Below are 24,613 nucleotides of genomic sequence, written 5' to 3'. Positions count from 1 at the left end.
GACATCATATTCATCTGATTCATAGTTGAAGATTGATTCCTCACAATAAAAAAGTTACTCATTGCGCATACATTAAGCACTCAAAAAGCGTGTATCAAAAGGAAGAGGCTCAAATTGCGTAGCAAAAAATCTCAGGCTGTTTTAGCGCGACTGAAGCAAATTACCGGCACAAAAAGCGATGCCTCTTTGTCTTCGGCGTTACAAGTCAGCCCGCAGACCCTTAGTAGCTGGAAGGGTCGCGACAGTACGCCATACTCATTATGCGTAGAAATTGCACAGTCGCGCGGCATTTCACTCGACTGGTTGTTGCTGGGCGAAGGTCCAATCCTGCGTCACAGCGCTGCAGCCAATGAACTCGAACACCACCAGGAAACAGCCAATCGGGAAAATACAATTCTCGCGATGTGGCGATTGCTCGGTGAAGAAGATCGCTGCGCCATACAAAATGCCCTGGAGGAAAAACGCCGCCTGCGTGAAATGGAACTCAAACTTTCAGAGATGGCGTCTATTCTGTCGACACTTCAACAGGCGAACGAAACATGAGTACATATGTAGTTCGCAATCGGTTTACTTGATCAGGAGTTGATACCCGTCAGCGTCGCCCTTTGAGGCGCTCAATGATTTCCCCAAGGCCAGCGCCGTCGACCCACTGCATGATCTTGACGCTGATGGGAATAATGATCAGCGCGCAAAGAAATGCCGTTACCCCTGCAGTCAGGAAAGGCGCCAACGGCAGTGCGACAGGGGTAAAAAGATAGCCGACGCCCGCCGACAGCAACCACGAGCCGATCCGCTGCCAGGCTTTGAATTCAACGCGCGTCGTGATAACCAGCCACGCCCCCAGCGATGCACCGAACAGCGCTTCGCCATCTATCGCGGGCAATGTCGCGATGCCCAATCCCAGCAGTAGCCCACTGATACTGTTATAGGCCGAGTCAGTCAGATTCATGCACACCTCGCTCATCGACCTCGTCGATGACAATGGCGCCCGACTCGATGGCTTTGAGCAAGGCGGCATGCCGGGACCTGACAGCAAACTTGCGGCGAATACTGGCAAAGTGGAAGTTGATCGTGGTGGGCGAGCAATTCTGAATCCTGGCGATTTCCCAGGAAGTCTTGCCTTTGTAGCACCAGATCAAGGCTTGTGTTTCTTTAGTTGTCAGATGGATCGGCGTTTCATTTCTCCCGCCGTCAGGCGCTGCACCGGCAAAAGAGTCGAGCGGTAGATGCGTTGACATAAGTACTCCCTCTACGTCAGGACGCCCGTCACAGGGCGTTCGCTATTGGAGGGAGATGTTGAAGACCGGGCAGGAGCCAGACAACCGGCCGCAGTTGTACCGCCAAGCGTTACAAAAGTGTGCGACGGCCAGCCTAGCCGAGCACGACCAGGCGGTTTGGCAGCTCGTTGCGCACATGGGTCACTGGAACGTGCACCTTGAGCAACTCACCGCAGGCCTCGACGCAGGCGATAAAGCCCTGCAACGTCTGGCCCTGGCGTACCTGCTGGGTGAACTGCGCGACAATCGCGTCCCAATGGCTGTTGTCCAGCCGACTGGAGATACCCTCGTCCACCAGGATTTCCACATAGCGCTCGGCTTCAGAGACGAAAACCAGGATGCCGGTGCTGCCGACCGTATGGTGCAGGTTCTGTTCGAGGAACTGCCGCCGCGCCAGGTTCGAGGCACGCCAATGGCGCACCGACCGCGGAATCAGGTGCGTGGTGATTTTCGGAATTCGCAATACCAGGCACAGCACGATGAAGGTGCTCCATTGCACCATCAGCAGGCTGTGCAAGGTCAGCCAGCCCGTCAGGTAATGCACGATCCCCGGCAGCACCAGTGCCAGCAGACTGGCCCAGAGCAGCGGGATGTACACATAGTCGTCGGCGCGGGCCGCGAGCACGGTGACCAGCTCCGCGTCGGTGTCGCGCTCGACCCGGGCAATCGCCTCGGCGACCTTGCGTTGTTCGTGTTCAGTCAGTAATGCCATCTGTTGAATGCCTGCTCGCTAATGTATTTATTTCCGTGTCATCACCAGCCGCCCGACGAACCGCCGCCACCAAAACTGCCCCCTCCGCCGCTGAATCCACCGCCACCGCCACCGCCGAATCCGCCGCCACCAAAACCGCCACCGGAACCGCCGGAGCCGCCACGACCGGCAGGAAGGATACCGAGCATCTGGCAAACGAATACTGTCAGGATGAACAACAACACCAGAAACACGAACAACCCCGGATGCCGCGAGACGAAATCGTCACCCGGATCGCCGCTGGACTCATAGACCGTCGAGGGCTCGTCCAGGGGATTGCCACCCAGCACCACCAGCATCGCCGCCACCCCGTCGCTGATGCCCTTGCTGAAATTGCCCGCCTTGAACGCCGGGGTGATGACCTGGTTGATGATCACCGAGCTCTGGGCGTCGGTCAGGCGATCTTCCAGGCCGTAGCCGACTTCGATGCGCAGTTTGCGCTCATCACGGGCAACAATCAGCAGCGCGCCGTTGTTCTTGTCTTTCTGGCCAATGCCCCAGTAGCGGCCCAGTTGATAGCCGAAATCGGCGATATCGGTGCCCTGCAAGTTTGCCAGCGTGACCACCACCAACTGCTCGCCGGTGGTCTTTTCATGGGCCTGCAACTGTTGAACCAGCTGCTCGCGCACCGCTGGCTCGATCATCTGGGCGTTATCCACCACCCGCCCGGTCAGCTCCGGGAACTTCAATTGGGCCTGGACGGCCAGGGCAAACAGCCACAGCAACAACACCAGACCGATCTTCAACGCTCGCATTGGCAACCTCGCACGTCCTTGCAGGAGCTGCCGAAGGCTGCGATCTTTTGATCTTGATCTTTTCGAAACCGCTGAAAAACAAAGTCAAAAGATCGCAGCCTTCGGCAGCTCCTACAGGGTATCTACCCGCCATCAGGATTCAGAATTTGACCTCGGGTGGTTTCTCCGACCCCGGCGTGGCCTCGAAGGTCGCGCGTTCCGGCAGATTGCTGTACATCACGCTGTGCCACAGGCGACCGGGGAAGGTGCGGATCTCGGTGTTGTATTTCTGCACCGCCAGGATGAAGTCGCGTCGGGCCACGCTGATCCGATTCTCGGTGCCTTCAAGCTGCGATTGCAGGGCCAGGAAGTTCTGGTTGGCCTTGAGGTCCGGATAACGCTCGGACACCACCATCAGGCGGCTCAAGGCACCGCTGAGCTGATCCTGGGCCTGCTGGTACTGCTTGAGCTTTTCCGGGTTGTCGAGCGTGGAGGCGTCGACCTGGATCGAGGTGGCCTTGGCCCTGGCTTCGATCACGGCCGTCAGGGTGTCCTTTTCATGCGCGGCATAGCCCTTGACGGTTTCCACCAGGTTGGGAATCAGGTCGGCACGGCGCTGATACTGGTTCTGCACCTGGCCCCAGGCAGCCTTGGCCTGTTCATCGAGGGTCGGGATGTTGTTGATGCCGCAGGCCGTCAGCAACGTGGCCAACACGAGCAACGTGGCCACTTGCAGGCTCGACCGGTAGGACTGTCGTACATTCATCGCGGTGATGCTCCGTTCACATTTCATGGAAAAAACAACCGGCGACCCTCTCGGCCGGCTCTTCGGGCATAATCGGCGCGGCACTGGATTGCGTCGGGGCAAATGGGCTAAAAGATGCCCTGCAGAAAAACCGCTTCCGGTGTTCGACTGCCGTTTTCGGCCGTCGCTTTTTGAGTCAGCACCCGAACAACAATAGTCGCTCCCTAAATTTTGGCTGGCCGGCGTGTACATCGCCGCTTGGGCCCTTGAGAAAACTATTCATGAAGAAGCTGTGTTTGCTGGGCCTGTTCGTCAGCCTGGCCAGTCAAAACGTACTGGCCGCCACGACGCCCGCACCCCTGGAGAACAAGGACGCCTTCGTCAGCAACCTGATGAAGCAAATGACCCTCGATGAAAAAATCGGCCAGTTGCGCCTGATCAGCATCGGCCCGGAAATGCCGCGCGAAATGATCCGCAAGGAAATCGCGGCGGGCAACATCGGCGGTACGTTCAACTCGATCACCCGCCCGGAAAACCGTCCGATGCAGGACGCGGCCATGCGCAGCCGCCTGAAGATCCCGATGTTCTTCGCCTACGACGTGATCCACGGCCACCGCACCATTTTCCCGATCCCGCTGGCCCTGGCGTCGAGCTGGGACATGGACGCCATCGGCCTGTCCGGGCGCATTGCCGCCAAGGAAGCCGCGGCTGACAGCCTCGATATCACCTTCGCGCCAATGGTCGACATCTCCCGCGATCCGCGCTGGGGCCGTACGTCCGAAGGCTTTGGCGAAGACACCTACCTGGTGTCACGCATTGCCGGCGTAATGGTCAAGGCGTTCCAGGGTACTGGCGCCAACGCCGCCGACAGCATCATGGCCAGCGTCAAGCATTTCGCCCTGTATGGCGCGGTCGAGGGCGGTCGCGACTACAACGTGGTCGACATGAGCCCGGTCAAGATGTACCAGGACTACCTGCCGCCGTACCGCGCCGCGATTGATGCCGGCGCGGGCGGGGTGATGGTCGCGCTGAACTCGATCAACGGCGTGCCGGCCACGGCCAACACCTGGCTGATGAACGACCTGTTGCGCAAGGAATGGGGCTTCAAGGGCCTGGCGGTCAGCGACCACGGAGCGATTTTCGAGCTGATCAAGCACGGTGTCGCCCGCGATGGCCGTGAAGCGGCGAAGCTGGCGATCAAGGCCGGCATCCACATGAGCATGAACGACACCCTGTACGGCAAGGAACTGCCAGGGCTGCTCAAAGCCGGCGAGATCCAGCAGAGCGACATCGACAACGCCGTGCGTGCGGTACTGGACGCCAAGTACGACATGGGCCTGTTCAAGGACCCGTACCTGCGCATCGGCAAGGCCGAGGATGACCCGGTCGACACCTACGCCGACAGCCGCCTGCACCGTGCCGAGGCCCGCGATGTGGCGCGCCGCAGCCTGGTGTTGCTGAAAAACCAGGGCGAAACCCTGCCGCTGAAGAAAACCGCGAAAATCGCCCTGGTTGGCCCGCTGGCCAAAGCGCCAATCGACATGATGGGCAGCTGGGCCGCCGCCGGTCGCCCGGCGCAATCGGTGACCCTGTTCGATGGCATGACCAACGCTCTGGGCGCACAGTCGACGCTGATCTACGCCCGTGGCGCCAACATCACCAGCGACCCGAAGATCCTCGGTTACCTGAACTTCCTCAACTTCGACGCCCCGGAAGTGGTGGATGACCCGCGTCCGGCGAACGTGCTGATCGACGAAGCGGTGAAAGCTGCCAAGGATGCCGACGTGGTGGTGGCCGCCGTGGGCGAGTCCCGCGGCATGTCCCACGAATCGTCCAGCCGTACCGACCTGAACATCCCGGAAAACCAGCGCGAGCTGATCCGTGCCCTTAAAGCCACCGGCAAACCGTTGGTACTGGTGCTGATGAACGGCCGTCCGTTGTCGATTCTCGAGGAGAAGGAACAGGCCGACGCGATCCTGGAAACCTGGTTCAGCGGCACCGAAGGTGGCAACGCCATTGCCGACGTGCTGTTCGGCGACTACAACCCGTCGGGCAAACTGCCGATCACCATCCCGCGCTCGGTGGGCCAGATTCCGACCTACTACAACCACCTGACCATCGGCCGGCCGTTCACCCCGGGCAAACCGGGCAACTACACCTCGCAGTACTTCGATGACACCACAGGCCCGCTGTACCCGTTTGGTTATGGCCTGAGCTACACCGATTTCAGCCTGGGCGACATGGCGCTGTCGTCGACCACACTGAACAAGACCGGCAAGCTCGACGCCAGCATCACGGTGAAAAACACCGGCAAGCGCGACGGCGAGACCGTGGTGCAGTTGTACATCCAGGACGAGACCGGCTCGATGATCCGCCCGATCAAGGAGCTGAAGAACTTCCAGAAAATCATGCTCAAGGCCGGCGAACAGAAAGTCGTGCACTTCACCATCACCGAAGACGACCTGAAGTTCTACAACACACAGCTCAAGTACGTGGCGGAGCCGGGCAAGTTCAATGTGCAGATCGGCCTGGATTCCCAGGATGTGACGCAGCAGAGCTTTGAACTGCTGTAACTCCGCGATCCTCTGTAGGAGCTGGCTTGCCAGCGAAGAGGCCATAACATTCAACATCTTGGTTGGATGTTATACCGCCTTCGCTGGCAAGCCAGCTCCTACAGGGGTCTTTGGTGTAGCGACTAGCCCCGTCGATCCAGCAGATTGACCACCAACCGATCCACCCACCCCCACACTCGCTGCTTGACCCGCTTCCACAGCGGGCGGCGCTGCCATGCCTCCAGGCTGACTTCCTGGCTCAGAGAGAAGTCCTTTTCGAAACTCGCCACCACGTCACGGGTCAATCCAGCGTCCAATGCTTCAAGGTTGGCCTCCAGATTGAATCGCAAATTCCAGTGGTCGAAATTGCACGAACCAATGCTCACCCAGTCATCGATCAGGACCATTTTCAGGTGCAGGAAACACGGCTGGTATTCGAAAATCTTCACCTCTGACTTGAGCAGTCGCGGGTAGTAGCGATGCCCGGCGTAACGCACCGACGGGTGATCGGTGCGCGGGCCGGTCAACAGCAGCCGCACATCGACGCCGCGGGAGGCTGCGCGGCGCAGTGAGCGACGGACTTTCCAGGTCGGCAGGAAATACGGCGTGGCCAGCCAGATGCGTTTCTGGCCGCTGTTCAATGCACGAATCAGCGATTGCAGGATGTCCCGGTGCTGGCGGGCGTCGGCATAGGCGACGCGGCCCATGCCCTCACCCGTGGACGGCACGCGAGGCAGGCGCGGCAGGCCGAAATGCGAAGCCGGGCGCCAGGCGCGGCGATGGCGGTTGGCGATCCATTGGCGGTCGAACAGCAATTGCCAGTCGAGCACCAGCGGGCCGGTGATTTCCACCATTACTTCGTGCCACTCGCTGACGTCTTCGTTTGGTGTCCAGAATTCATCGGTCACGCCGGTGCCACCGACAACGGCCAGGCTCTGGTCCACCAGCAGCAACTTGCGGTGATCGCGGTAGAAATTGCCGACCCAGCGTCGCCAACTCAGGCGATTGTAGAAGCGCAACTCGACGCCGGCGGCCGTGAGTCGCTGGCGCAGGGTCAGGGTAAAGGCGAGGCTGCCGTAATCATCGAACAGGCAACGCACCCGCACACCGCGCTCGGCGGCCTGGACCAGCGCCTGGACCATGGCCTCGGCGCAGGCGCCCGCCTCCACCAGATACAGTTCCAGCTCGACCTGTTCTTCGGCGCGGGCGATCGCCACCAGCATGCGCGGGAAGAATTGCGGGCCGTCGACCAGCAACTGGAAACTATTGCCTTCACGCCAGGGAAAGATCGGGCCGGCCATGTCAACGCGCCGTGAAGATCAGCACCGCACCCACCGGCACCGACAGGCTGATGGCCGACAGGCCGGCGACCTTGCGCAACGCGTCCAAGCCAGGCGCCAAGTCGAAATCTTCGGCATTGACCACCACCGGCTCCAGAGTCACCACCTGGAAACGCCGGTCATCGAGACGGGTGGCCAGCAGTTCGGCGTTGTAGGTGTGTTGCTTGCCGTGCAGGTCGACGGTCAGCGGCAGGCGCAATTCCAGTTGTGCGCCTGGCGCGAGGTCGTTGATCGGGCGCAGGTCGATTTGCGTGGTGATCAGGGCTTCGGGAAATTTCTCGATCTCGAACAGCTCCTTGCGCATGCGTTCATCGCGCAAGGGAATGCCGCTGTTGACCGATTCCAGCTCGACCTCCACTTCGGCTTTTCCGCCGGGATCGACTTTGCCGTGCAACACCAGGAGGCGCTGCACTTCGGACACATTGGCGTTTTTGGTGCTGACGAACGACAGCCGCGAGGATTCGCCGTCCAGGTACCAATTGGCCTGGGCCGACAACGAAGCGCCGGCCAACAACAGGCAGGCGAGGGTTTTGCAGACAGACCGCTGGAACATAAACACTCGGGGGCAGATAAACCTGTGCTGAACCTTAACTGGCCCCGCCGCTATTGCAAACCCACGATCAAAAGATCGCAGCCTGCGGCAGCTTCCTACAGGATCGCATTCGCACCCGGATCCTGTAGGAGCTGCCGCAGGCTGCGATCTTTTTGGGCCTTACGCCATCGCCTGCTGCACATTGCCAATGGTCGCGGCGAGGCTGTTCAGGTGCAGGCTCAGCACCCGTTCCACCGGCGCCTGATCCATCGGCCAGTGCAACGCCATGCTGCCGACCAGCCGGCCATCGGTGTGAATCGGCAAGGCCACCGCCCGGATCAGGAAGGGCAGCCGCACCCGGTATTCCCAGTAGCCTTCGGTGCGCTGGCCGAAACCTTGATGCAACGCCTGTTCGGTGGCGCTGAACAGCGATTCGTCGCAGAGGCGCTCACGCTCGGCCAGGCGTTCCACTTCATGGCTTTGCAGCTCACCCAGGCAGGCCCGGCCCATGGCCGAATGGAACAGACTGGCGTGCTGGCCGACGATCTGGCAATTGTTCGGATAACGCTTGCGCAACACCTGCGGGATCGCACTTTCCATCACCTCCACCCGTTCGCCATCGAAGCACGACAGGTCCGCCACCAGCCCGGTGCGTTCGCTCAACTCCAGCAGCAGCGGCGCGGCGTTTTCCACCAGGCGCCGCTTGAAGCGCTGCCGGCTGTCACCGAACAGGCGCTTGGCGCACAGGCGGTAACGCCGGTCGCTCAAGCCGCGATAGATCCAGCCTTGCTCCTGCAAGGTCAGCAACATGCGCGACACCGTGGCCTTGGGCAGACAGGTGAGGTAGTGCAACTCCTCCAGGCCCAACGCCTGATGCTCACCCAGCAACTCGACGATCGCCAGGGCGCGCTCGACCGAACGTACGCTGCCGGTTTCAGCCTTGCTGTCCATGTGTTCGATCTCCTTGGGCGCTAATGGATGATCGATTCTTGCAGCAAGATGTGGGCCTGCCCACAAGTTTTACGCACTTTGCAGACAGCCGGGCGGCCGGCGCTTGACCCACTGGGTCAGTTGCTCGTGGGCATAAGCCAGTTGCAGCACCGCACGATCGGCCTGGGCCGGGCCAATGATTTGCAGGCCCATCGGCAGCCCGGCCGGATTGAAACCCACCGGCACGTTCATGCTCGGCAAACCGGCCAGGGTCGGTCCGATCACCACTTCCATCCAGCGGTGATAAGTGTCCATGCTTTGCCCGCCAACGACACGCGGCCAAGGGGTTTGTGCATCAAAAGGGAACACTTGGGCAGTGGGCAGCAGCAGGAAATCGTAACGTTCGAACAAATCGTTCAAGGCGCGATACCACTCGCTGCGACTGACCGAGGCCTGATAGACATCCGCCGCCGTCAGGCGCAGGCCACCCTCGATTTCCCATTGGGCTTCGGGTTTGAGCTGCTCGCGTGTGTGCGGATCGGCATACAGGCTACCGAGGCCGCCTTGCACCAGCCAGTGACGGTGCACCAGCCAGGTCTGCCACAGGCGCTCCATGGAAAAATCCGGCTGGCAGGCCTCGACCTTGCAACCCAGGGCCGTAAAGTCCTGCAGCGCCGACTCGCACAGGCTCATCACGCCAGGGTCCATCGGCAGGTAGCCGTTGTAGTCGCCCAGCCAGCCCACGCGTACCTCGCGAAAATCCTGGGCCAGCGACTGATGGAAAATCTCCGGATCCTGAGTCAGCGACAACGGCGCGCGCGAGTCGTACCCGGCCTGGGTGCCAAGTAACCGCGCAACATCGGTGACGGTGCGGCCCATCGGCCCTTCGGTGGCCAGTTGCTGGACAAACACCTCGGGTTGCGGGCCATGGGGCACGCGGCCCTGGGACGGGCGAAAGCCGAACACGTTGTTGAACGCCGCCGGGTTGCGCAGCGAGCCCATCATGTCACTGCCGTCGGCCACCGGCAGCATGCGTAACGCCAGCGCCACCGCCGCCCCGCCGCTGCTACCGCCGGCGACCAGTGCCGGATCGTAGGCATTGGTGGTGGTGCCGAACACGCTGTTGTAGGTCTGCGAGCCGAGGCCGAATTCCGGCACGTTGCTCTTGCCGATGATGATCGCGCCGCAGTCACGCACCCGCGCCACGCTGATGGCGTCGTGCTGCGGCACTTGCTCGGCGAACAGCGGCGAGCCCATGGTCGTGCGCAAGCCGGCGGTGGCCGCCAGGTCCTTGACCGCTTGCGGCATGCCGTGCATCCAGCCCCGGGACTGGCCCTGGTCCAGTTGCCGGTCGCAGGCGTCGGCCTCTGCCAGTAGCTCCTCGGCGGGTCGCAGCGACACCAGCGCATTGACCTGCGGATTGAAGCGCTCGATCTGCGCCAGATACGCCTGCATCACTTCACGGCAGGACACCTGCCGCCCGTGAATCGCCCGGGACAATGCATCGGCGTCCATTTCAACAATCGGATTCATGCTCAAGGTTTCACCCCAAGGTTAAGTGCTACGGATTTCTTTGCCCGTGGTGCTTCCTGCATGCAGTAAGTGCCCAATAGCGTCAGCACGCAAGCGAACAACACGTAGAAGGATGGCGCCACCGGCGTGGCCAGGACCTTGCTCAGCCAGGTCACGATCAGCGGGGCAAAACCGCCGAACACCATGACCGCGACGTTATAGGCCACCGACACCCCGGTGGAGCGCACTTCAATCGGAAACTGTTCGGCAAGTGCCGTCGGTGCCGGGCCGAAAAACCCGCCGATCGCCGTGCACAGCAACAGTTGCATCACCAGCAAGCGCTCCACCGAGGGCGCCGCCGCGACCCACACGTACAGCGGATAGACCATCAGGAAAAACGCCAGGGTGAAGGCCATCAGCACCGGGCGACGGCCGAGGCGATCCGACAAGGCGCCGGACAGCGGGATCACCACGGTCATCACCGCCACCGCGAGCATCTGCACCAGCAGCACCTGGTCCAGCGGCAGGCCGAGGTTCTTGTGGGCGAAAGTCGGCATGTTCACCAGCACCACGTAGAACGACACCGTCGCACCACAGGCCAGGCCCATCGACACCAGAATGGCGCGGCGATGTTCGCGGATCACTTGCAGCAAACCCGGGCTTTCGCCCTTGGCCTGCTTGCGCACTTCGAGGAATTCTTCCGGTTCCTCCATGTGCTTGCGAATCCACAGGCCGACCGGGCCGATCAACAGGCCGATCATGAAGGGAATCCGCCATCCCCAGCTGTCCAGGGCCTCGGGAGTCAACAGATGGGTGAACAGCGCCACCATGCCCGCCCCGGAAAACACCGCCAGGCATTGCCCGACCAATTGCCACGAGCCGTACAGACCCTTACGGTGCGCCGGCGCGCTTTCCACCAGGAACGCCGTGGCGCTGGCGTATTCACCACCGGTGGCGAAGCCCTGGAGCATCCGCGCGACCACGATCAACAGCGGCGCACCCATGCCGATGGCGGCGTAGTTCGGCGCGAAGGCGATCAGTGCGATCGAAACGGTCATCAGGCGGATGATCATCTGCATCGCCGCCTTACGGCCTTTGCGGTCCGAATACATGCCCAGCAGGATGCCGCCCACCGGGCGCATGAAGAAACCGACGCCGAAGGTCGCCAGGGCCATCAGCAGTGAGGCGTACTCGTCCTCGGAAGGGAAAAATTGCCGGGCGATGATGCTCGCCAGAAAGCCGTAGACAATGAAGTCATACCATTCCAGCGCATTGCCGACAACGGCCGCGACCACTTGCCGGGTGCGCGAAACACCGGTGCTCGAAGTGTGCATGGGGAACTCTCCAGAAACCTGTTGGGTGATGCCGGGCGCGACATGACGCGCCCGGTCCAGCGGCAGTAGAAAGTGAAAGGCTCAGGCCGGCTTGAGCCAGCTCTCGGCCAGCGCGCCCCAATACGCCGCGCCGGTCAGCAGGATGTCGTCGTTGAAGTCGTAGGCGGGGTTGTGCACCATCGGCCGCGACACACCGTTGCCGATGAACAGGTAGGCGCCGGGGCAGCGTTGCAGCATCCAGGCGAAGTCTTCGCTGCCCATCAGCTTGGGCGTGTTGCCGTCCACCGCGTCGGCACCGATCAGCTCGACGCCGACTTGCCGGGCGAACTCGGTTTCGACGGCGTGGTTGACCAGCACCGGGTAAGCCGGACGGTGTTCGATGGTCGAACTGCAACCAAAACTTTGGGCCTGGGATTCGATGATCGCGCGCACCCGCTCGAGGGTCTGCTCACGCACCTGGGCATTCAATGCACGCAGGCTCAGGCGCAGGATCGCCTGCTGAGGGATGACGTTGGCGGCCTCCCCGGCCTGCAATGCACCGACCGTCACCACCGCTGCCTGCTGCGCATCGATGTTGCGCGCGACTACGGTTTGCAGGGCCAACACCACGCTGGCAGCCGCCACCAGCGGATCGACCGCCAAGTGCGGCATCGAGCCGTGACCGCCGACACCTTCAATCGTGACGTTGAGCAAATCCTGGGAAGCCATCATCGACCCTTCGCGAAAGCCCAGGTGCCCCGCCGGCAGGCCCGGCATGTTGTGCATGCCGAACAGTGCGTCGCAGGGAAAACGTTCGAGCAAGCCATCGGCGAGCATCGCTTCGGCGCCGCCCTGGCCTTCTTCGGCCGGCTGGAAAATCAGGGTCAGGGTGCCGTCGAACTGGCGAGTCGCCGCCAGGTAACGGGCCGCGCCCAACAACATTGTGGTGTGGCCATCGTGCCCGCAGGCGTGCATGCAGCCCTGATGCCGGCTGCTGTAAGCGGCGCCGGTATTCTCGATGATCGGCAGCGCGTCCATGTCCGCGCGCAAGCCGAGTTTGCGCGGGCTGTTGCCGTTGCGCAGCACACCGACCACACCGGTCTTGCCGATGCCCGTGTGCACCTCGTAGCCCCATTCCGAAAGGGATCTGGCCACCAGCGCCGAGGTGCGGTTTTCCTCGAAGCCGAGTTCCGGGTGGGCGTGGATGTCCTGGCGGGTGGCGTGCAGGTCGCTGGCGACGTCGTTGAGCCAGGCAAGAATGTGTTGATGTCGGGTCATGACGATTTCCTCGGGCCGGGTGTATTCCCGTTCTTTTTGTTCGTTATGATTTCGCGACGTTTAAAAAGGCAGGTCGCGCTCACCGCCAGATAACCGCGAGTCGCGCGCGAGGACAATCGAATGTGGTTCCACCAGATGGAACCTGCAGGTCAGGGGTTCAGGCGACAGCCCTGGTGCTCGCCGATCCACACGGCCATATTGCTGCGCCCCATCCCGCTGACCGTGATGCGCTTGCTGGCCGCGTCATCGGTAAAGCCGCTGAATGGCAGCCATTGTTTGACGTAGCCACGGCAATACCCGGCGTCGTTGTTCATCACGTAGCGGCACGAACAGTATTCCTTGGCGGTGTAGGCGCTGATGATGTCCGGGAAGGCCCATAGCGCCACCCGCTCCGGCCAGACCCAGCCAAGCAAGGCGAGCAGCAGGATCAACAACAATGAACTGATCGGTCGGCGCCTCATGAAACCGCTCATGGTTTCACCGTCCCGGCAAACGCCTTCAGCGCGAGCTTGAGCAATTCGTTGTGCTGGTAGAGGCCATCGCGGTCATCGCCATAACGCACGATCACCAGGTTTTCCCCGGGAATCACATACAGCGCCTGCCCCCAATGGCCTAGGGCGGCGAAGGTGTCGGCGGGCGCATCGGGCCAGGGTCGGGCAACCCCGGCCGCGGCACGATTGAGCCACCAGTGGCCGCCGGGTACTGCATCATCCTGGTTCGCGCGATAGTGAGCGAAGGGTTCGCGATTGAATGCCACCCAGTCTTTGGGCAGCAGTTGTTTATCGCCCCAGCGACCGTCCCGCGCCATCAACAGTCCGATGCGGGCCAGGTCCCGAGCGGTGAGGTAGGCATAGGACGAGGCGACGAAAGTGCCCGTAGCGTCGGTTTCCCAGATCGCTCGGCGAATGCCCAGCGGTTCGAACAGCGCGGTCCACGGATAGTCCGCGTAGCGCTGCGCACCGACGATGGCTTTCAGCGCGGCGGACAGCAGATTGGTGTCGCCACTGGAATAACGAAACGCCTGCCCCGGTGCGGCGTAGCTGCCGTGATCTGCGGTGAAGGCGGCCATATCGCGGTGACCTCGGGTGTAGAGCATGGCCACCACTGAGGAGTTGAGCGGTGCGTATTCGTAATCTTCCTGCCAGTCGAGACCCGAGGCCCAGTTCAGCAGGTCGGCCAGGGTCAGGTCCGGGTGTTTTTGCAGTGGCGGATAGAATTTGGCCACCTTGTCCTGCAGCTTGAACCGGCCTTCGCCATACGCCACGCCGAGGACGGTGGCCATCAGGCTTTTGCTGATGGACCAGGTGAGATGCGGTGTCTGGGCAGTGGTCGGGCCGGCGTAGCGCTCGTAGATCACCTGGCCGTCGCGGATGACGAGCAAGGCGTCGGTGCGGATGCCTTGATGGGTGGAGTCGTTGCGGGGTGGGAAGGCGTAGTTTTCCAGGGCCTGGAGTGCTGGGCCGGTGACAGTCGGGCCGGGCGACCATTGTTCGGCGGGCCAGTTTTCAGCGCGGGCCGTGAGGCTGAGCAGCAGCATGAAAAACAGGGACAGGCCTTTGGGCATGGCGGGGGCTCGTGGGGATGAACTGCTGAGCCTAGTAGAGGTTGATGACAGTTCCGGGATTGGTGTTGTTAATGCGGCCGCCTTCGCGAGCAAGCCCGCTCCCACAGGGGAACGCATTTCAAAATGTGGGAGCGGGCTTGCTCGCGAAGGGGCCGGTCAATTCACTGAAAATTCACGAGTGCCTTAGCCAATCGCTTGCCCCGCGCTTCAGCCGCCAGTTCCATCACCCCCTGATCCCGCTGCCACATGGCCGCCCACTCCGGCGGCCCCTCGGCCAGCGCTTCATTGATCTCACCCTTGAGCCCCTCGAACTGCGCAAACAACCCACCGAGCAATACATGCCCCGCCGGACTGACGGGGGGATGTCGACTGACCTCCGCACACCCCGCAAGCAGCGCCAGCAAGCGCAATTGCAAGGCCTGCGGCCAGTCACAGTCCTGACCGACGCCGTACAGCCAGGCGGTCATGGCACTCAATACATAGATGTCTTCCAGGGTTCGGAACGGCTTGACGTAGGCATCCCAGCCATCCCCCGCCAGCAGTTCGCACAGTGCGTTATCGAGAATCAGGCGGCCATGGCTGATGTCCGGCATCAACGGGATCGGCGGCAGTTTCTCCACCCGCACGCCCGGCTCATCGGGGTAGGCCACCGCCAGGCTCAGGCGCGGCGTTTCGCCGGGCTGTTCGCTGCGCGCGGCAATCAGCAGCCAGTCGGCGGCATCGCCTGCGGTGACGAAATCCTTGCGCCCGCTCAAGCGCAAATCGTGCAGGCGGGTCTGCATGTCAGCCACCCGCAGGCTGCGTTGCTCGGTGGCGCACAACGCGCCAAGGCTCGGCGGCGCGCTTGGCCAGAGCATGCGCAACGCCGCCTGATAACCCACCAGGAACGCCAGCCCCGGCGTCGCCATCATGCGTGCGCCGACCACGGCCAGTTCAAACGGAGTGACGTGGCCCAGCTGCTGCAACAACGTGGCGAACCCTTCGCCCAGATCCGGGTTGGCGGGCAGGCGAGCGTGGCGGTTCAACAGGGTTTGCCAGGGCATAAGAGGCTCCTTGTGGGCTGTCATACAAGCATCACCAAAGCTTAATGGCGATGACACCGGGGCTACATAGCCTGACTTTGCACAACACGGCTGGATAAAGAAAGTCGATTCGCTGTAACCCAAAGACGGGTGAGCAGCCCGCACGGAGATTCGTCATGACTCAGATCGCCCGCATCAGCGACACCGGCAACGAACGCCGCCTGCAAGCCGAACGCCTGGTGGGCGAAGAGGCTTTGCAGCAAGCCCAGGCCCTGCGCTTCAACGTGTTCAGCGGCGAATTCAACGCCAAGCTCAAAGGCGCGGAACTGGGTCTGGACATGGACGACTACGATGTTCACTGCACCCACATCGGCGTGCGCGACCTGAACACCGGGCGCCTGGTGGCGACCACCCGCCTGCTCGACCACACCGCCGCCAGCAGCCTGGGCAAGTTCTACAGCGAAGAAGAATTCAGCCTGCACGGCCTGGTCCATCTGCAAGGCCCGATCCTGGAAATCGGCCGCACCTGCGTCGACCCGGCCTACCGCAACGGTGGCACCATCGCCGTGCTCTGGGGTGAGCTGGCCGAAGTACTGAACCAGGGCGGCTACAGCTACCTGATGGGGTGCGCGAGCATTCCAATGCAGGACGGCGGGATCCAGGCCCATGCGATCATGCAGCGCCTGCGCGAACGCTACCTGTGCACCGAACACCTGCGCGCCGAACCGAAAAAGCCGTTGCCGACCCTGGATATTCCCTCCAACGTGATCGCCGAAATGCCGCCGCTGCTCAAGGCCTACATGCGCCTGGGCGCGAAGATCTGCGGCGAGCCGTGCTGGGACGAAGATTTCCAGGTGGCCGATGTGTTCATCCTGCTCAAGCGCGACGAACTCTGCCCGCGTTACGCCAAACACTTCAAGGCGGCCGTGTAATGAGTCGCTTGCGCGTGTACGCGCGAATCGCACGGGTGTTGCTGGTGGTCGGGCTCGGCTTGAGCATGGCCAGCGTGTTCGGCGTGTTCGAGCGACTGGGGCTGGCCCACTCGATGGAACGCCGCCAGCGCTGGTCGCGGTTTTTCATGGCGCGCCTGGGCAACGCCCTGCCCTTCGATGTGACGGTTCACGGCAAGCTGCCGCAAGTGCCGATGCTGTGGGTCAGCAATCACGTGTCCTGGACCGATATACCGCTGCTGGGCATGCTCACGCCGCTGTCATTCCTGTCCAAGGCCGAAGTGCGCACCTGGCCCGTCGCCGGCTGGCTGGCAGCCAAGGCCGGCAGCCTGTTCATCCGTCGTGGTTCGGGCGACAGCCAGTTGATCCGCAAACAGATGACCCGCCACCTGGCGCAAGCCCACCCGCTGCTGATGTTCCCCGAGGGCACCACCACGGACGGTCGCTCGCTGCGCACCTTCCACGGTCGCTTGCTGTCAGCCGCCATCGACTCCGAAGTGGCGCTGCAACCGGTGGCGATTCGTTATGTGCGCAACGGCGAGCCCGACACCCTGGCGCCGTTCATTGGCGACGATGATCTGTTGTCGCACTTGATGCGCCTGTTTGCCAATGACCGGGGCGGTGTGGAAATTCACCTGCTCAAGCCGATTGCCTGCGAAGGTCGCGAGCGTGCGGCATTGGCGTTCGAAGCCCAGCAGGCGGTGCAGAAGGCGTTGTTTGGGGTCATACCAGAGAAACAGCAAGCCCCAATACGCCCCGCTATCGCGGCCTGACCCATTTCCCCTGTGGGAGCGGGCTTGCTCGCGAATGCGGATTCTCCTTCACCATTGATGTTGACTGACATACCGCATTCGCGAGCAAGCCCGCTCCCAACCTAGATCTGCGTTGCCTGGGCGAAATCCTGAAGGTGCGGATAGAACAACCGGAAATCCTCGCTCAACGGCTCATACAGCACCCGCAGTTCCTGCATCGCAGCCGCCAGCTCTTCCGGCCGGGTCAGGCGCCGCGAAATCCCCCGCAACACCTGCTCCAACACTTCAAATTCCTGATACGAGCCCAACCAGTCGTTGGCCACCATGTGCGGTGCGATTTTCGCCAGGCGTTCCGGTAGTTGCGCTTGTGTGGACAGCACCCGGTACACGTCCGAAGTGAACAACTCCAGCGGCCGGTCGGCATACAGCGCCCAGTCCCGGGCCAGGCAATGGTCGAAAAACACGTCGAGCACGATGCCGGCATAGCGCCGACGCGTCAGGGAAAACCGCGACAACGCGGTATCCACCAGCGGATGGCGATCGGTGAAAACGTCGATGCTGCGATGCAGCTGGATGGCCGCTTCGATCTCCGGGTCGAACTGCCCTTGCAGCCGCCCTTTGACGAAATCGCCATACAGGCTGCCGAGCAATTGACCAGGACGCTGGCCACCGAGGTGAAGATGTGCGAGATAGTTCATGGGCGCAGCTTAGCATTGCGCCTGTGTCTCTACACCCAACATATCGTTATAACCCGATATACCGATTTATTCGGTCGTCAGACCGAAATCATATTGGTATATCGCGAAATAACGATTTAAAGTTCGCTTCATCGCGATATAGCGTTTTACACATCACGAGCCCCCAACCATGAACCTTGAACTCGACGAAATAATAAAAGCCCTGGCGCACCCGGTACGGCGAGAAATCCTGCACTGGCTCAAAAATCCGGACGTCGAATTTCCAGACCAGTCCCACAGCAACGAGCACGGCGTTTGCGCCGGGCAGATCGATCAACGTTGCGGTTTGTCGCAGTCCACGGTGTCCGCGCACCTGGCCACCCTGCAACGCGCCGGCCTGATCAGCAGCCGCAAAGTCGGCCAGTGGCATTTCTTTAAACGCAATGAGGAAACCATTCAGGAGTTCCTCAAAGTCTTCAGCAAAGAGCTCTGACCCTTTACGTCAGCCAGCCGAAAAGGATTTAACCCATGCCCCTCTCGCTACTCATATTGGCCTTGAGCGCCTTCGCCATCGGCACCACCGAGTTCGTCATCATGGGCTTGCTGCCCGACGTGGCTGCCGACCTCGGTGTGTCGATCCCCGGCGCCGGCTGGCTGGTGACCGGGTACGCCCTGGGCGTGGCCATCGGTGCGCCGTTCATGGCACTGGCCACCGCCCGGCTGCCGCGCAAGGCCGCCCTGGTCGCGTTGATGGGCATCTTCATTATCGGCAACCTGCTCTGCGCAGTGGCCAGTGACTACAACGTGCTGATGTTTGCCCGCGTGGTCACCGCGCTGTGCCACGGTGCGTTCTTCGGTATCGGCTCGGTCGTGGCGGCGGGACTGGTGCCGGCCAACAAGCGCGCATCGGCCGTGGCCTTGATGTTCACCGGCCTGACCCTGGCCAACGTACTGGGCGTGCCGCTGGGCACCGCGCTCGGTCAGCAGGCCGGCTGGCGTTCGACCTTCTGGGCAGTGACCGTGATCGGCGTGATCGCGATGATCGGCCTGATCCGCTTCCTGCCGGCCAAGCGCGATGAAGAGAAACTCGACATGCGCGCCGAATTGCGCGCTCTCAAAGGCGCCGGCATCTGGCTGTCGCTGAGCATGACTGCACTGTTCGCCGCGTCGGTGTTCACCCTGTTTACCTACGTCGCGCCGCTGTTGGGCGAAGTCACCGGCGTCTCGCCCCGTGGCGTGACCTGGACCCTGATGCTGATCGGCCTGGGCCTGACGGTGGGCAACATCATCGGCGGCAAGCTGGCGGACAAAGGCCTGGCCGCGACGCTGATCGGCGTCTTCGTCGCCATGGCCGTGGTCTCCACCGTGCTGACCTGGACCAGCGTCGCGCTGATCCCCACCGAAATCACCCTGTTCCTCTGGGCCACCGCGTGTTTTGCCGCCGTGCCCGCCCTGCAAGTCAACGTGGTGACCTACGGCAAGGCTGCGCCGAACCTGGTCTCGACCCTGAACATCGGCGCCTTCAACGTCGGCAACGCACTCGGCGCCTGGGTCGGCGGCAGCGTCATCGCTCACGGGTTCGGCCTGACCAGCGTGCCCCTCGCGGCAGCCGTACTGGCGGTGCTCGCCCTGCTGGTCACCCTGATCACTTTCCGTCAGAGCGGTAATCCCGAACTGGCCCCCGCTACCAACTGATACCTCACGAGGGATGCAATAAATGACTACTATTTTCGATCCGATCAAACTGGGCGACCTCGAGTTGGCCAACCGCATCATCATGGCCCCGCTGACCCGTTGCCGCGCCGATGAAGGCCGCGTACCGAATGCCCTGATGGCCGAGTACTACGTACAACGCGCCTCCGCCGGCCTGATCCTCAGCGAGGCCACTTCGGTCACGCCGATGGGCGTCGGCTACCCGGACACCCCGGGTATCTGGTCCAACGACCAGGTGCGTGGCTGGGCCAACGTGACCAAGGCGATCCACGGCGCGGGCGGCAAGATCTTCCTGCAACTGTGGCACGTGGGTCGTGTATCGCACCCATCGTACCTGGGCGGTGAAGCACCGGTCGCTCCGAGCGCCATCCAGCCCAAGGGTCATGTCAGCCTGGTTCGTCCACTGGCCGACTACCCGACCCCGCGCGCCCTGGAAACCGAGGAAATCGCCGACATCGTCGACGCCTACCGCACCGGTGCCGAGAACGCCAAGGCCGCCGGTTTCGACGGCGTGGAAATCCACGGCGCCAACGGTTACCTGCTCGACCAGTTCCTGCAAAGCAGCACCAACCAGCGTACCGACAACTATGGTGGTTCCGTGGAAAACCGTGCTCGCCTGTTGCTGGAAGTGACCGACGCCGCGATCGAAGTCTGGGGCGCCGGCCGTGTCGGTGTGCACCTGGCACCGCGCGCCGACTCCCATGACATGGGCGATGACAACCTGGCAGAGACCTTCACCTACGTGGCTCGCGAACTGGGCAAGCGTGGCATCGCGTTCATCTGCTCGCGCGAGAAAGAAGGCGCCGACAGCCTCGGCCCGCAGATCAAGGAAGCCTTTGGCGGCCCGTACATCATCAACGAACGCTTCACCAAGGACAGTGCCAACCAATGGCTGGCCAGCGGCAAAGCCGATGCCGTCGCCTTCGGCGTACCGTTCATTGCCAACCCGGACCTGCCGGCGCGCTTGAAAGCGGATGCCCCGCTGAATGACGCGCGTCCGGAGCTGTTCTATGCCAAGGGCCCGGTCGGCTACATCGACTACCCAACACTGTAAGCGTTACCGTTAACACGCAATAGCCTCGGCTTGAAAAAGCCGAGGTTTTTTTGTTTAGGCATTTTGATTATCGCCACCGGCAATAAACCATTACACCAATAAAAAACACCTTAATCGCACCCCTGTTATTATCTATAAATACCAACCACCGAAAACAGGTAATATCATGGACGATAAAGAAAACAATCAAGAACACAGCAACGAAGACATTAAAGATGTAACCTTTGAACAGAACTTCCTTAAAGACATGACCCGCGCCATGCTGCCCGCCTATTTACAGCATCTGGTCAGTTTTGCCGAAGATAGAGCAGACATAGATAACGCCATAGACAAACAGAAAACCGTGGACGAATTCGACGAATTCATCCGCAAAGGTAAGCGGGACGAGGAACAGGCCTGGCGCTCCATCAGTAACGATGAGTCTCCCAACAGCGTGATTGTCTACATCTTCAATGCCACCGCAAAAACGTTCAGCCTCACCACAACAAGCTCGTGTAACGGCGCTCCCCCCAGAGAGGCTTGTGCCCTCGAACCCTGGGACTACGCGTCAATCATACTGCGCAGCGAGCCACCTACTAAAAAAAACCCTAACATCAAAGTCAATCATGACCTCTCTTTTGAAAGTGGCAAATTTGCATTCCAATTCAATACATCGCTGAGTTTGAAAGGTGATGGTCCTTTTGTCCTCAAGGTTACATTCACTCCCCACATTCAACATACTGTGCGATCTATTGGTAAGGAACAATTGAAGTGCACCTCCAGCATCACCAGAAGCCTGTCAAAGGAACCTTACAGCTACAGCGTCGTGATCAGGCTGGGTTAACAGCTTTAGGCATTTGATTTTCGCCACCAGCAACAATCCATTACACCAATAAAATACACCTTAATCGCACCCCTGTTATTATCTATAAATACCAACCACCGAAAATAGGTAATATCATGAACGATAAAGAAAACAATCAAGAAAACAGCAACGAAGACATTAAAGATGTAACCTTTGAACAGAACTTCCTTAAAGACATGACCCGCGCCATGCTGCCCGCCTATTTGCAGCACCTGGTCAGCTTTGCCGAAGATAGAGCAGACATAGATAACGCCATAGACAAACAGAAAACCGTGGACGAATTCGACGAATTCATCCGCGAAGGTAAGCGGGACGAGGAACAGGCCTGGCGCTCCATCAGTAACGTTCAGTCTCCCAACAGCGTTATCTTCTACATCTTCAATGCCACCGCAAAAACGTTCAGCCTCACCACATCAAGCTGGAATAACGGCATTCACCCCAACGAGAAATATGACCTTGAACCCTGGGACTACTTGTCATTCATACTGCGCAGTGAGCCACCTAGAATAGGTACCAGAAAATTTCGTGAAATCAAAGTCAATCATGACTTCTCTTATGAAAGTGGCAAACTTGCATTCCAATTCACGACATCGCTGAGTGTGAGCCTTTCCACTACTGGACTCACTCCCCACCTTAAACATACTGTTCGATCTATTGGTAAGGAAAAATTGAAGTGCACCTCCAGCATCACCAGAAGAATACCAAAGAGCCCTTATAGCTACATCGTCGTGATCAGGGTGGGTTAACAGCACCTGAACAGAACACGCAAGCGCTTGATAGCAGGCGCTTGCCCTGTACTTCGTTGACGCAGTTCCCGCTTTCCATCGATCAGCCTGCGAATCAAGCTCCCTCCCGGCGACAACACAAATTTCCTACAAAATACGTAGTTCATTGACTGTGAACCGGTCGAGCATCCGTATATAAAAGCACCCCATACCGCAAGTCGCGTGAAGAAAGGTTCATCTGGCGCTGCATCGATTGACACGGCTGCAGTCAATTACGCATCTTGCTTCATTTGCGCAAGCTGGGGCTGAAGCGCAACAGGTCCAGCCCGGTATCGACCCAACGCTCAGCCTCGCTGTGCAATTGAAAGCTGTCGGGGGCCAGCAGCCACTGGTACAGGATGCCATCGATGTAGGCATGCAGGCTGATGGCCGCGCGAGCCGTGTCGAGGTTTTCCGGCAGTTGCCCGCGATTCACGGCGTTACTCAGGGCAAGGCCGATCCGTACATTGCAGTCCAGGCTGGCCGCCACACGCTGCTGGCGCAAGTCGCACATTTCATCGGTGAACTCGCACTTATGAAACAGAATTTCGTTGATGCGTCGGGTTTTCGGGTCCAGCGCAATTTGATGAAACAAATGAATCAACAGCTTGCGCATGCAGCCCAAGGGGTCGGGTTCGTCCGGGCTTTCGCTGGCCTTGGCCATTTCATCCAGAGGCTCATGCAGGGTGTCGAGCATGGCCTGTACCAGGTCCGCCTTGTTGCTGAAATGCCAGTAGATCGCCCCGCGGGTAACGCCGGCCAGGGTCGCGATGTCCGCCAGGGTCGTTCGCGCCACACCCCGCTCGAAAAAGGCTTTCTCGGCCGCTTCGAGTATCTGGCTGCGGGTTTCTTGGGCTTCCTCTTTGGTACGACGGACCATGGCAGTACAACCTCAATCAGGATGCTTCAGCGATGTCTGGATATCAGCTGAATAAAAGCGGGGCGAGAGCTCTTGGGTATCGTCCCCGGGCTTACGATTTGAACCTTTCCAGGACGTTTGTAACGACCTGGGTACACGGCCAGGGCCTTTACAAACAGCCGTGAATGTAAGTATATTCCTTAGCATGCTACTTATCCACCCGGACCCCACTTTTTAACCTTCCATCTTTTCTTGTGCGTTTTTTTTCGCGCCTGACCCGAGGATTTTCATGCAATTCAAGCCAGCTGTTACCGCTCTGGTCGCCGCCGTCGCCCTGGCATCGCTGCTCAGCGGATGCAAAAAGGAAGAAGCTCCACCGGCCGCACCACCGCCTCAGGTCGGCGTCGTTACCCTGCAAGCGCAAACGTTTACGCTCACCTCGGAACTGCCGGGGCGCACCAGCGCGTTCCGCATTGCCGAGGTTCGTCCACAGGTCAACGGCATCATTCTCAAGCGCCTGTTCAAGGAAGGCAGTGACGTCAAGGCCGGCCAGCAGCTCTATCAGATCGATCCATCGGTCTATGAGGCGACCCTGAAAAGCGCCGAAGCCAACCTGCGTTCGACCAAGTCGATTTCCGATCGCTACCAGCAACTGGTCAACGAACAGGCCGTAAGCCGCCAGGAATACGACACAGCCGTGGCCAACCGCCTGCAATCGGAAGCTTCGTTGCAATCGGCGCAGATCAACGTGCGCTACACCAAGGTCTACGCGCCGCTGACCGGCCGCATCGGTCGTTCCACGGTGACCGAGGGCGCGCTGGTCAGCAACGCGCAGACCGAAGCGATGGCCGTGATCCAGCAACTTGACCCGATCTACGTCGATGTGACGCAATCCTCGGTCGAACTGCTGCAACTTCGGCGCGAACTGGAAAGCGGTCGCCTGCAGAAGGCCGGTGACAACGCCGCCAAGGTCAAGCTGACCCTCGAGGACGGCAGCGAATACAAACTGGACGGTAAACTGGAGTTCTCCGAAGTCTCGGTCGACCAGACCACCGGTTCCGTGACCCTGCGTGCCGTGTTCCCGAACCCTGATCACACCCTGCTGCCGGGCATGTTCGTGCACGCACAGTTGCAGGCTGGTGTGAACAGCGCGGCGATCCTGGCCCCGCAACAAGGCGTGACCCGCGACCTCAAGGGCAGTCCGACCGCACTGGTCGTCGGCCCTGACAACAAGGTTGAACTGCGTCAGCTCAAGGCCAGCCGCACCGTCGGTAACCAATGGTTGATCGAAGACGGCCTGAAAGCCGGCGATCGCCTGATCACCGAAGGCCTGCAATTCGTCAAGCCAGGCATCGAAGTCAAGGCCACTGACGCCACTAACGTAGGCGCCAAGAACCCGGCCCCCGCCAAGCCAGCTGAGCAGGCTGCCAGCGGCAAAGGGGAGTAACTC

At 60.7% G+C, this 24,613-nt stretch carries 26 protein-coding genes; 10 read left to right on the top strand and 16 right to left on the bottom strand.

Annotated elements, in window-relative coordinates; translation table 11 throughout:
• The first annotated feature begins 114 nt into the window (after positions 1–114).
• The gene (locus SOP85_RS08290) at positions 115–543 is read left to right on the top strand and encodes a helix-turn-helix domain-containing protein (protein ID WP_274073469.1); all 429 of its coding nucleotides are present in this window, start codon (positions 115–117) and stop codon (positions 541–543) included.
• Between the two features lie 49 nt (positions 544–592).
• On the opposite strand, the gene SOP85_RS08285 is transcribed toward SOP85_RS08290, so the two are convergent.
• The 5 genes from SOP85_RS08285 to SOP85_RS08265 all read right to left on the bottom strand — a co-directional run bounded on the left by SOP85_RS08285 (position 593) and on the right by SOP85_RS08265 (position 3,528).
• Positions 593–949, bottom strand: a complete 357-nt coding sequence (locus SOP85_RS08285; protein ID WP_274073468.1) for a putative holin — start codon at positions 947–949, stop codon at positions 593–595.
• Positions 936–1,238 carry a helix-turn-helix domain-containing protein gene (locus SOP85_RS08280; protein WP_274073467.1) on the bottom strand — a complete coding sequence of 101 codons (303 nt, stop codon included), beginning with the start codon at positions 1,236–1,238 and terminating at the stop codon, positions 936–938. Before SOP85_RS08280 ends, SOP85_RS08285 begins: the two co-directional genes overlap by 14 nt.
• Positions 1,239–1,371: 133 nt before the next feature.
• Positions 1,372–1,989, bottom strand: a complete 618-nt coding sequence (locus SOP85_RS08275; protein ID WP_323626654.1) for a TPM domain-containing protein — start codon at positions 1,987–1,989, stop codon at positions 1,372–1,374.
• 41 nt (positions 1,990–2,030) lie between these two features.
• Positions 2,031–2,783 (bottom strand): TPM domain-containing protein, encoded by a 753-nt coding sequence (locus SOP85_RS08270; protein WP_274073465.1) that lies wholly within the window; start codon positions 2,781–2,783, stop codon positions 2,031–2,033.
• 139 nt (positions 2,784–2,922) lie between these two features.
• Positions 2,923–3,528: a LemA family protein gene (locus tag SOP85_RS08265; protein ID WP_274073464.1), complete on the bottom strand. Its 606-nt coding sequence runs from the start codon at positions 3,526–3,528 to the stop codon at positions 2,923–2,925.
• 260 nt (positions 3,529–3,788) lie between these two features.
• Between SOP85_RS08265 and bglX the strand changes: the two genes are divergently transcribed.
• Positions 3,789–6,080 carry a beta-glucosidase BglX gene (gene bglX, locus SOP85_RS08260; RefSeq protein WP_323606661.1) on the top strand — a complete coding sequence of 764 codons (2,292 nt, stop codon included), beginning with the start codon at positions 3,789–3,791 and terminating at the stop codon, positions 6,078–6,080.
• Between the two features lie 122 nt (positions 6,081–6,202).
• Here the strand turns inward: bglX and SOP85_RS08255 are convergent, their stop codons facing one another.
• The 9 genes from SOP85_RS08255 to SOP85_RS08215 all read right to left on the bottom strand — a co-directional run bounded on the left by SOP85_RS08255 (position 6,203) and on the right by SOP85_RS08215 (position 15,571).
• Positions 6,203–7,360, bottom strand: coding sequence for a phospholipase D-like domain-containing protein (locus SOP85_RS08255; RefSeq protein WP_323626653.1), 1,158 nt, complete (start codon positions 7,358–7,360; stop codon positions 6,203–6,205).
• Between the two features lies 1 nt (position 7,361).
• Complete coding sequence (locus SOP85_RS08250) at positions 7,362–7,952, bottom strand: YceI family protein (protein ID WP_323626652.1); 591 nt, start codon at positions 7,950–7,952, stop codon at positions 7,362–7,364.
• Positions 7,953–8,111: 159 nt separating this feature from the next.
• Positions 8,112–8,882: an IclR family transcriptional regulator gene (locus tag SOP85_RS08245; RefSeq protein ID WP_323626651.1), complete on the bottom strand. Its 771-nt coding sequence runs from the start codon at positions 8,880–8,882 to the stop codon at positions 8,112–8,114.
• Between the two features lie 69 nt (positions 8,883–8,951).
• The gene (locus SOP85_RS08240; protein ID WP_323626650.1) at positions 8,952–10,394 is read right to left on the bottom strand and encodes an amidase; all 1,443 of its coding nucleotides are present in this window, start codon (positions 10,392–10,394) and stop codon (positions 8,952–8,954) included.
• Positions 10,395–10,396: 2 nt separating this feature from the next.
• Positions 10,397–11,707, bottom strand: a complete 1,311-nt coding sequence (locus SOP85_RS08235) for a citrate-proton symporter (protein WP_323626649.1) — start codon at positions 11,705–11,707, stop codon at positions 10,397–10,399.
• Between the two features lie 81 nt (positions 11,708–11,788).
• Positions 11,789–12,964: a M20 aminoacylase family protein gene (locus tag SOP85_RS08230; RefSeq protein ID WP_323626648.1), complete on the bottom strand. Its 1,176-nt coding sequence runs from the start codon at positions 12,962–12,964 to the stop codon at positions 11,789–11,791.
• Positions 12,965–13,113: 149 nt separating this feature from the next.
• Positions 13,114–13,437 carry an amidase gene (locus tag SOP85_RS08225; protein ID WP_323626647.1) on the bottom strand — a complete coding sequence of 108 codons (324 nt, stop codon included), beginning with the start codon at positions 13,435–13,437 and terminating at the stop codon, positions 13,114–13,116.
• Complete coding sequence (locus tag SOP85_RS08220; protein WP_323626646.1) at positions 13,434–14,528, bottom strand: serine hydrolase domain-containing protein; 1,095 nt, start codon at positions 14,526–14,528, stop codon at positions 13,434–13,436. The genes SOP85_RS08225 and SOP85_RS08220 overlap by 4 nt, the downstream gene beginning before the upstream one ends.
• 161 nt (positions 14,529–14,689) lie before the next feature.
• Positions 14,690–15,571 (bottom strand): acyl-CoA dehydrogenase family protein, encoded by an 882-nt coding sequence (locus tag SOP85_RS08215; protein ID WP_274073454.1) that lies wholly within the window; start codon positions 15,569–15,571, stop codon positions 14,690–14,692.
• A gap of 155 nt (positions 15,572–15,726) precedes the next feature.
• Here SOP85_RS08215 and olsB point away from each other — a divergent pair, with 155 nt between their 5' ends.
• Both olsB and SOP85_RS08205 read left to right on the top strand, forming a co-directional pair.
• The gene (gene olsB / locus SOP85_RS08210) at positions 15,727–16,482 is read left to right on the top strand and encodes an L-ornithine N(alpha)-acyltransferase (protein ID WP_274073453.1); all 756 of its coding nucleotides are present in this window, start codon (positions 15,727–15,729) and stop codon (positions 16,480–16,482) included.
• Positions 16,482–17,273, top strand: coding sequence for a lysophospholipid acyltransferase family protein (locus tag SOP85_RS08205; protein ID WP_323626645.1), 792 nt, complete (start codon positions 16,482–16,484; stop codon positions 17,271–17,273). The genes olsB and SOP85_RS08205 overlap by 1 nt, the downstream gene beginning before the upstream one ends.
• Before the next feature lie 101 nt (positions 17,274–17,374).
• On the opposite strand, the gene SOP85_RS08200 is transcribed toward SOP85_RS08205, so the two are convergent.
• Positions 17,375–17,950, bottom strand: coding sequence for an acyl carrier protein phosphodiesterase (locus SOP85_RS08200; protein ID WP_274073451.1), 576 nt, complete (start codon positions 17,948–17,950; stop codon positions 17,375–17,377).
• 169 nt (positions 17,951–18,119) lie between these two features.
• On the opposite strand from SOP85_RS08200, the gene SOP85_RS08195 reads away from it, so the two are divergent.
• The 5 genes from SOP85_RS08195 to SOP85_RS08175 all read left to right on the top strand — a co-directional run bounded on the left by SOP85_RS08195 (position 18,120) and on the right by SOP85_RS08175 (position 22,286).
• Entirely contained in the window at positions 18,120–18,422 is a 303-nt protein-coding gene (locus SOP85_RS08195; RefSeq protein WP_046816689.1) for an ArsR/SmtB family transcription factor, read from the top strand.
• A gap of 35 nt (positions 18,423–18,457) precedes the next feature.
• The gene (locus tag SOP85_RS08190) at positions 18,458–19,624 is read left to right on the top strand and encodes an MFS transporter (protein WP_323626644.1); all 1,167 of its coding nucleotides are present in this window, start codon (positions 18,458–18,460) and stop codon (positions 19,622–19,624) included.
• Between the two features lie 22 nt (positions 19,625–19,646).
• Complete coding sequence (locus SOP85_RS08185) at positions 19,647–20,696, top strand: alkene reductase (protein WP_323606655.1); 1,050 nt, start codon at positions 19,647–19,649, stop codon at positions 20,694–20,696.
• Between the two features lie 166 nt (positions 20,697–20,862).
• Positions 20,863–21,519, top strand: coding sequence for a hypothetical protein (locus SOP85_RS08180; protein ID WP_323626642.1), 657 nt, complete (start codon positions 20,863–20,865; stop codon positions 21,517–21,519).
• A 116-nt stretch (positions 21,520–21,635) separates the two neighbouring features.
• Positions 21,636–22,286: a hypothetical protein gene (locus SOP85_RS08175; protein ID WP_323626641.1), complete on the top strand. Its 651-nt coding sequence runs from the start codon at positions 21,636–21,638 to the stop codon at positions 22,284–22,286.
• Between the two features lie 265 nt (positions 22,287–22,551).
• On the opposite strand, the gene emhR is transcribed toward SOP85_RS08175, so the two are convergent.
• Positions 22,552–23,184, bottom strand: coding sequence for an efflux system transcriptional repressor EmhR (gene emhR / locus SOP85_RS08170; protein WP_274073446.1), 633 nt, complete (start codon positions 23,182–23,184; stop codon positions 22,552–22,554).
• 268 nt (positions 23,185–23,452) lie between these two features.
• On the opposite strand from emhR, the gene emhA reads away from it, so the two are divergent.
• Positions 23,453–24,610 carry an efflux RND transporter periplasmic adaptor subunit EmhA gene (gene emhA / locus SOP85_RS08165; RefSeq protein ID WP_274073445.1) on the top strand — a complete coding sequence of 386 codons (1,158 nt, stop codon included), beginning with the start codon at positions 23,453–23,455 and terminating at the stop codon, positions 24,608–24,610.
• Positions 24,611–24,613 lie beyond the last annotated feature (3 nt).

The organism is Pseudomonas sp. YuFO20, from assembly GCF_035064975.1.
In the GTDB taxonomy this organism is placed as follows: domain Bacteria; phylum Pseudomonadota; class Gammaproteobacteria; order Pseudomonadales; family Pseudomonadaceae; genus Aquipseudomonas; species Aquipseudomonas putida_AE.
This window is presented reverse-complemented; position numbering and strand designations above follow the sequence as displayed.

What these genes read in the sequence shown, in the direction of transcription:
- SOP85_RS08285 (WP_274073468.1), bottom strand. Translation starts at nt 949, where the DNA reads ATGAATCTGACTGACTCGGCCTATAACAGTATCAGTGGGCTACTGCTG.
- SOP85_RS08280 (WP_274073467.1), bottom strand. Translation starts at nt 1,238, where the DNA reads ATGTCAACGCATCTACCGCTCGACTCTTTTGCCGGTGCAGCGCCTGAC.
- SOP85_RS08275 (WP_323626654.1), bottom strand. Translation starts at nt 1,989, where the DNA reads ATGGCATTACTGACTGAACACGAACAACGCAAGGTCGCCGAGGCGATT.
- SOP85_RS08270 (WP_274073465.1), bottom strand. Translation starts at nt 2,783, where the DNA reads ATGCGAGCGTTGAAGATCGGTCTGGTGTTGTTGCTGTGGCTGTTTGCC.
- SOP85_RS08265 (WP_274073464.1), bottom strand. Translation starts at nt 3,528, where the DNA reads ATGAATGTACGACAGTCCTACCGGTCGAGCCTGCAAGTGGCCACGTTG.
- bglX (WP_323606661.1), top strand. Translation starts at nt 3,789, where the DNA reads ATGAAGAAGCTGTGTTTGCTGGGCCTGTTCGTCAGCCTGGCCAGTCAA.
- SOP85_RS08255 (WP_323626653.1), bottom strand. Translation starts at nt 7,360, where the DNA reads ATGGCCGGCCCGATCTTTCCCTGGCGTGAAGGCAATAGTTTCCAGTTG.
- SOP85_RS08250 (WP_323626652.1), bottom strand. Translation starts at nt 7,952, where the DNA reads ATGTTCCAGCGGTCTGTCTGCAAAACCCTCGCCTGCCTGTTGTTGGCC.
- SOP85_RS08245 (WP_323626651.1), bottom strand. Translation starts at nt 8,882, where the DNA reads ATGGACAGCAAGGCTGAAACCGGCAGCGTACGTTCGGTCGAGCGCGCC.
- SOP85_RS08240 (WP_323626650.1), bottom strand. Translation starts at nt 10,394, where the DNA reads ATGAATCCGATTGTTGAAATGGACGCCGATGCATTGTCCCGGGCGATT.
- SOP85_RS08235 (WP_323626649.1), bottom strand. Translation starts at nt 11,707, where the DNA reads ATGCACACTTCGAGCACCGGTGTTTCGCGCACCCGGCAAGTGGTCGCG.
- SOP85_RS08230 (WP_323626648.1), bottom strand. Translation starts at nt 12,964, where the DNA reads ATGACCCGACATCAACACATTCTTGCCTGGCTCAACGACGTCGCCAGC.
- SOP85_RS08225 (WP_323626647.1), bottom strand. Translation starts at nt 13,437, where the DNA reads ATGAGCGGTTTCATGAGGCGCCGACCGATCAGTTCATTGTTGTTGATC.
- SOP85_RS08220 (WP_323626646.1), bottom strand. Translation starts at nt 14,528, where the DNA reads ATGCCCAAAGGCCTGTCCCTGTTTTTCATGCTGCTGCTCAGCCTCACG.
- SOP85_RS08215 (WP_274073454.1), bottom strand. Translation starts at nt 15,571, where the DNA reads ATGCCCTGGCAAACCCTGTTGAACCGCCACGCTCGCCTGCCCGCCAAC.
- olsB (WP_274073453.1), top strand. Translation starts at nt 15,727, where the DNA reads ATGACTCAGATCGCCCGCATCAGCGACACCGGCAACGAACGCCGCCTG.
- SOP85_RS08205 (WP_323626645.1), top strand. Translation starts at nt 16,482, where the DNA reads ATGAGTCGCTTGCGCGTGTACGCGCGAATCGCACGGGTGTTGCTGGTG.
- SOP85_RS08200 (WP_274073451.1), bottom strand. Translation starts at nt 17,950, where the DNA reads ATGAACTATCTCGCACATCTTCACCTCGGTGGCCAGCGTCCTGGTCAA.
- SOP85_RS08195 (WP_046816689.1), top strand. Translation starts at nt 18,120, where the DNA reads ATGAACCTTGAACTCGACGAAATAATAAAAGCCCTGGCGCACCCGGTA.
- SOP85_RS08190 (WP_323626644.1), top strand. Translation starts at nt 18,458, where the DNA reads ATGCCCCTCTCGCTACTCATATTGGCCTTGAGCGCCTTCGCCATCGGC.
- SOP85_RS08185 (WP_323606655.1), top strand. Translation starts at nt 19,647, where the DNA reads ATGACTACTATTTTCGATCCGATCAAACTGGGCGACCTCGAGTTGGCC.
- SOP85_RS08180 (WP_323626642.1), top strand. Translation starts at nt 20,863, where the DNA reads ATGGACGATAAAGAAAACAATCAAGAACACAGCAACGAAGACATTAAA.
- SOP85_RS08175 (WP_323626641.1), top strand. Translation starts at nt 21,636, where the DNA reads ATGAACGATAAAGAAAACAATCAAGAAAACAGCAACGAAGACATTAAA.
- emhR (WP_274073446.1), bottom strand. Translation starts at nt 23,184, where the DNA reads ATGGTCCGTCGTACCAAAGAGGAAGCCCAAGAAACCCGCAGCCAGATA.
- emhA (WP_274073445.1), top strand. Translation starts at nt 23,453, where the DNA reads ATGCAATTCAAGCCAGCTGTTACCGCTCTGGTCGCCGCCGTCGCCCTG.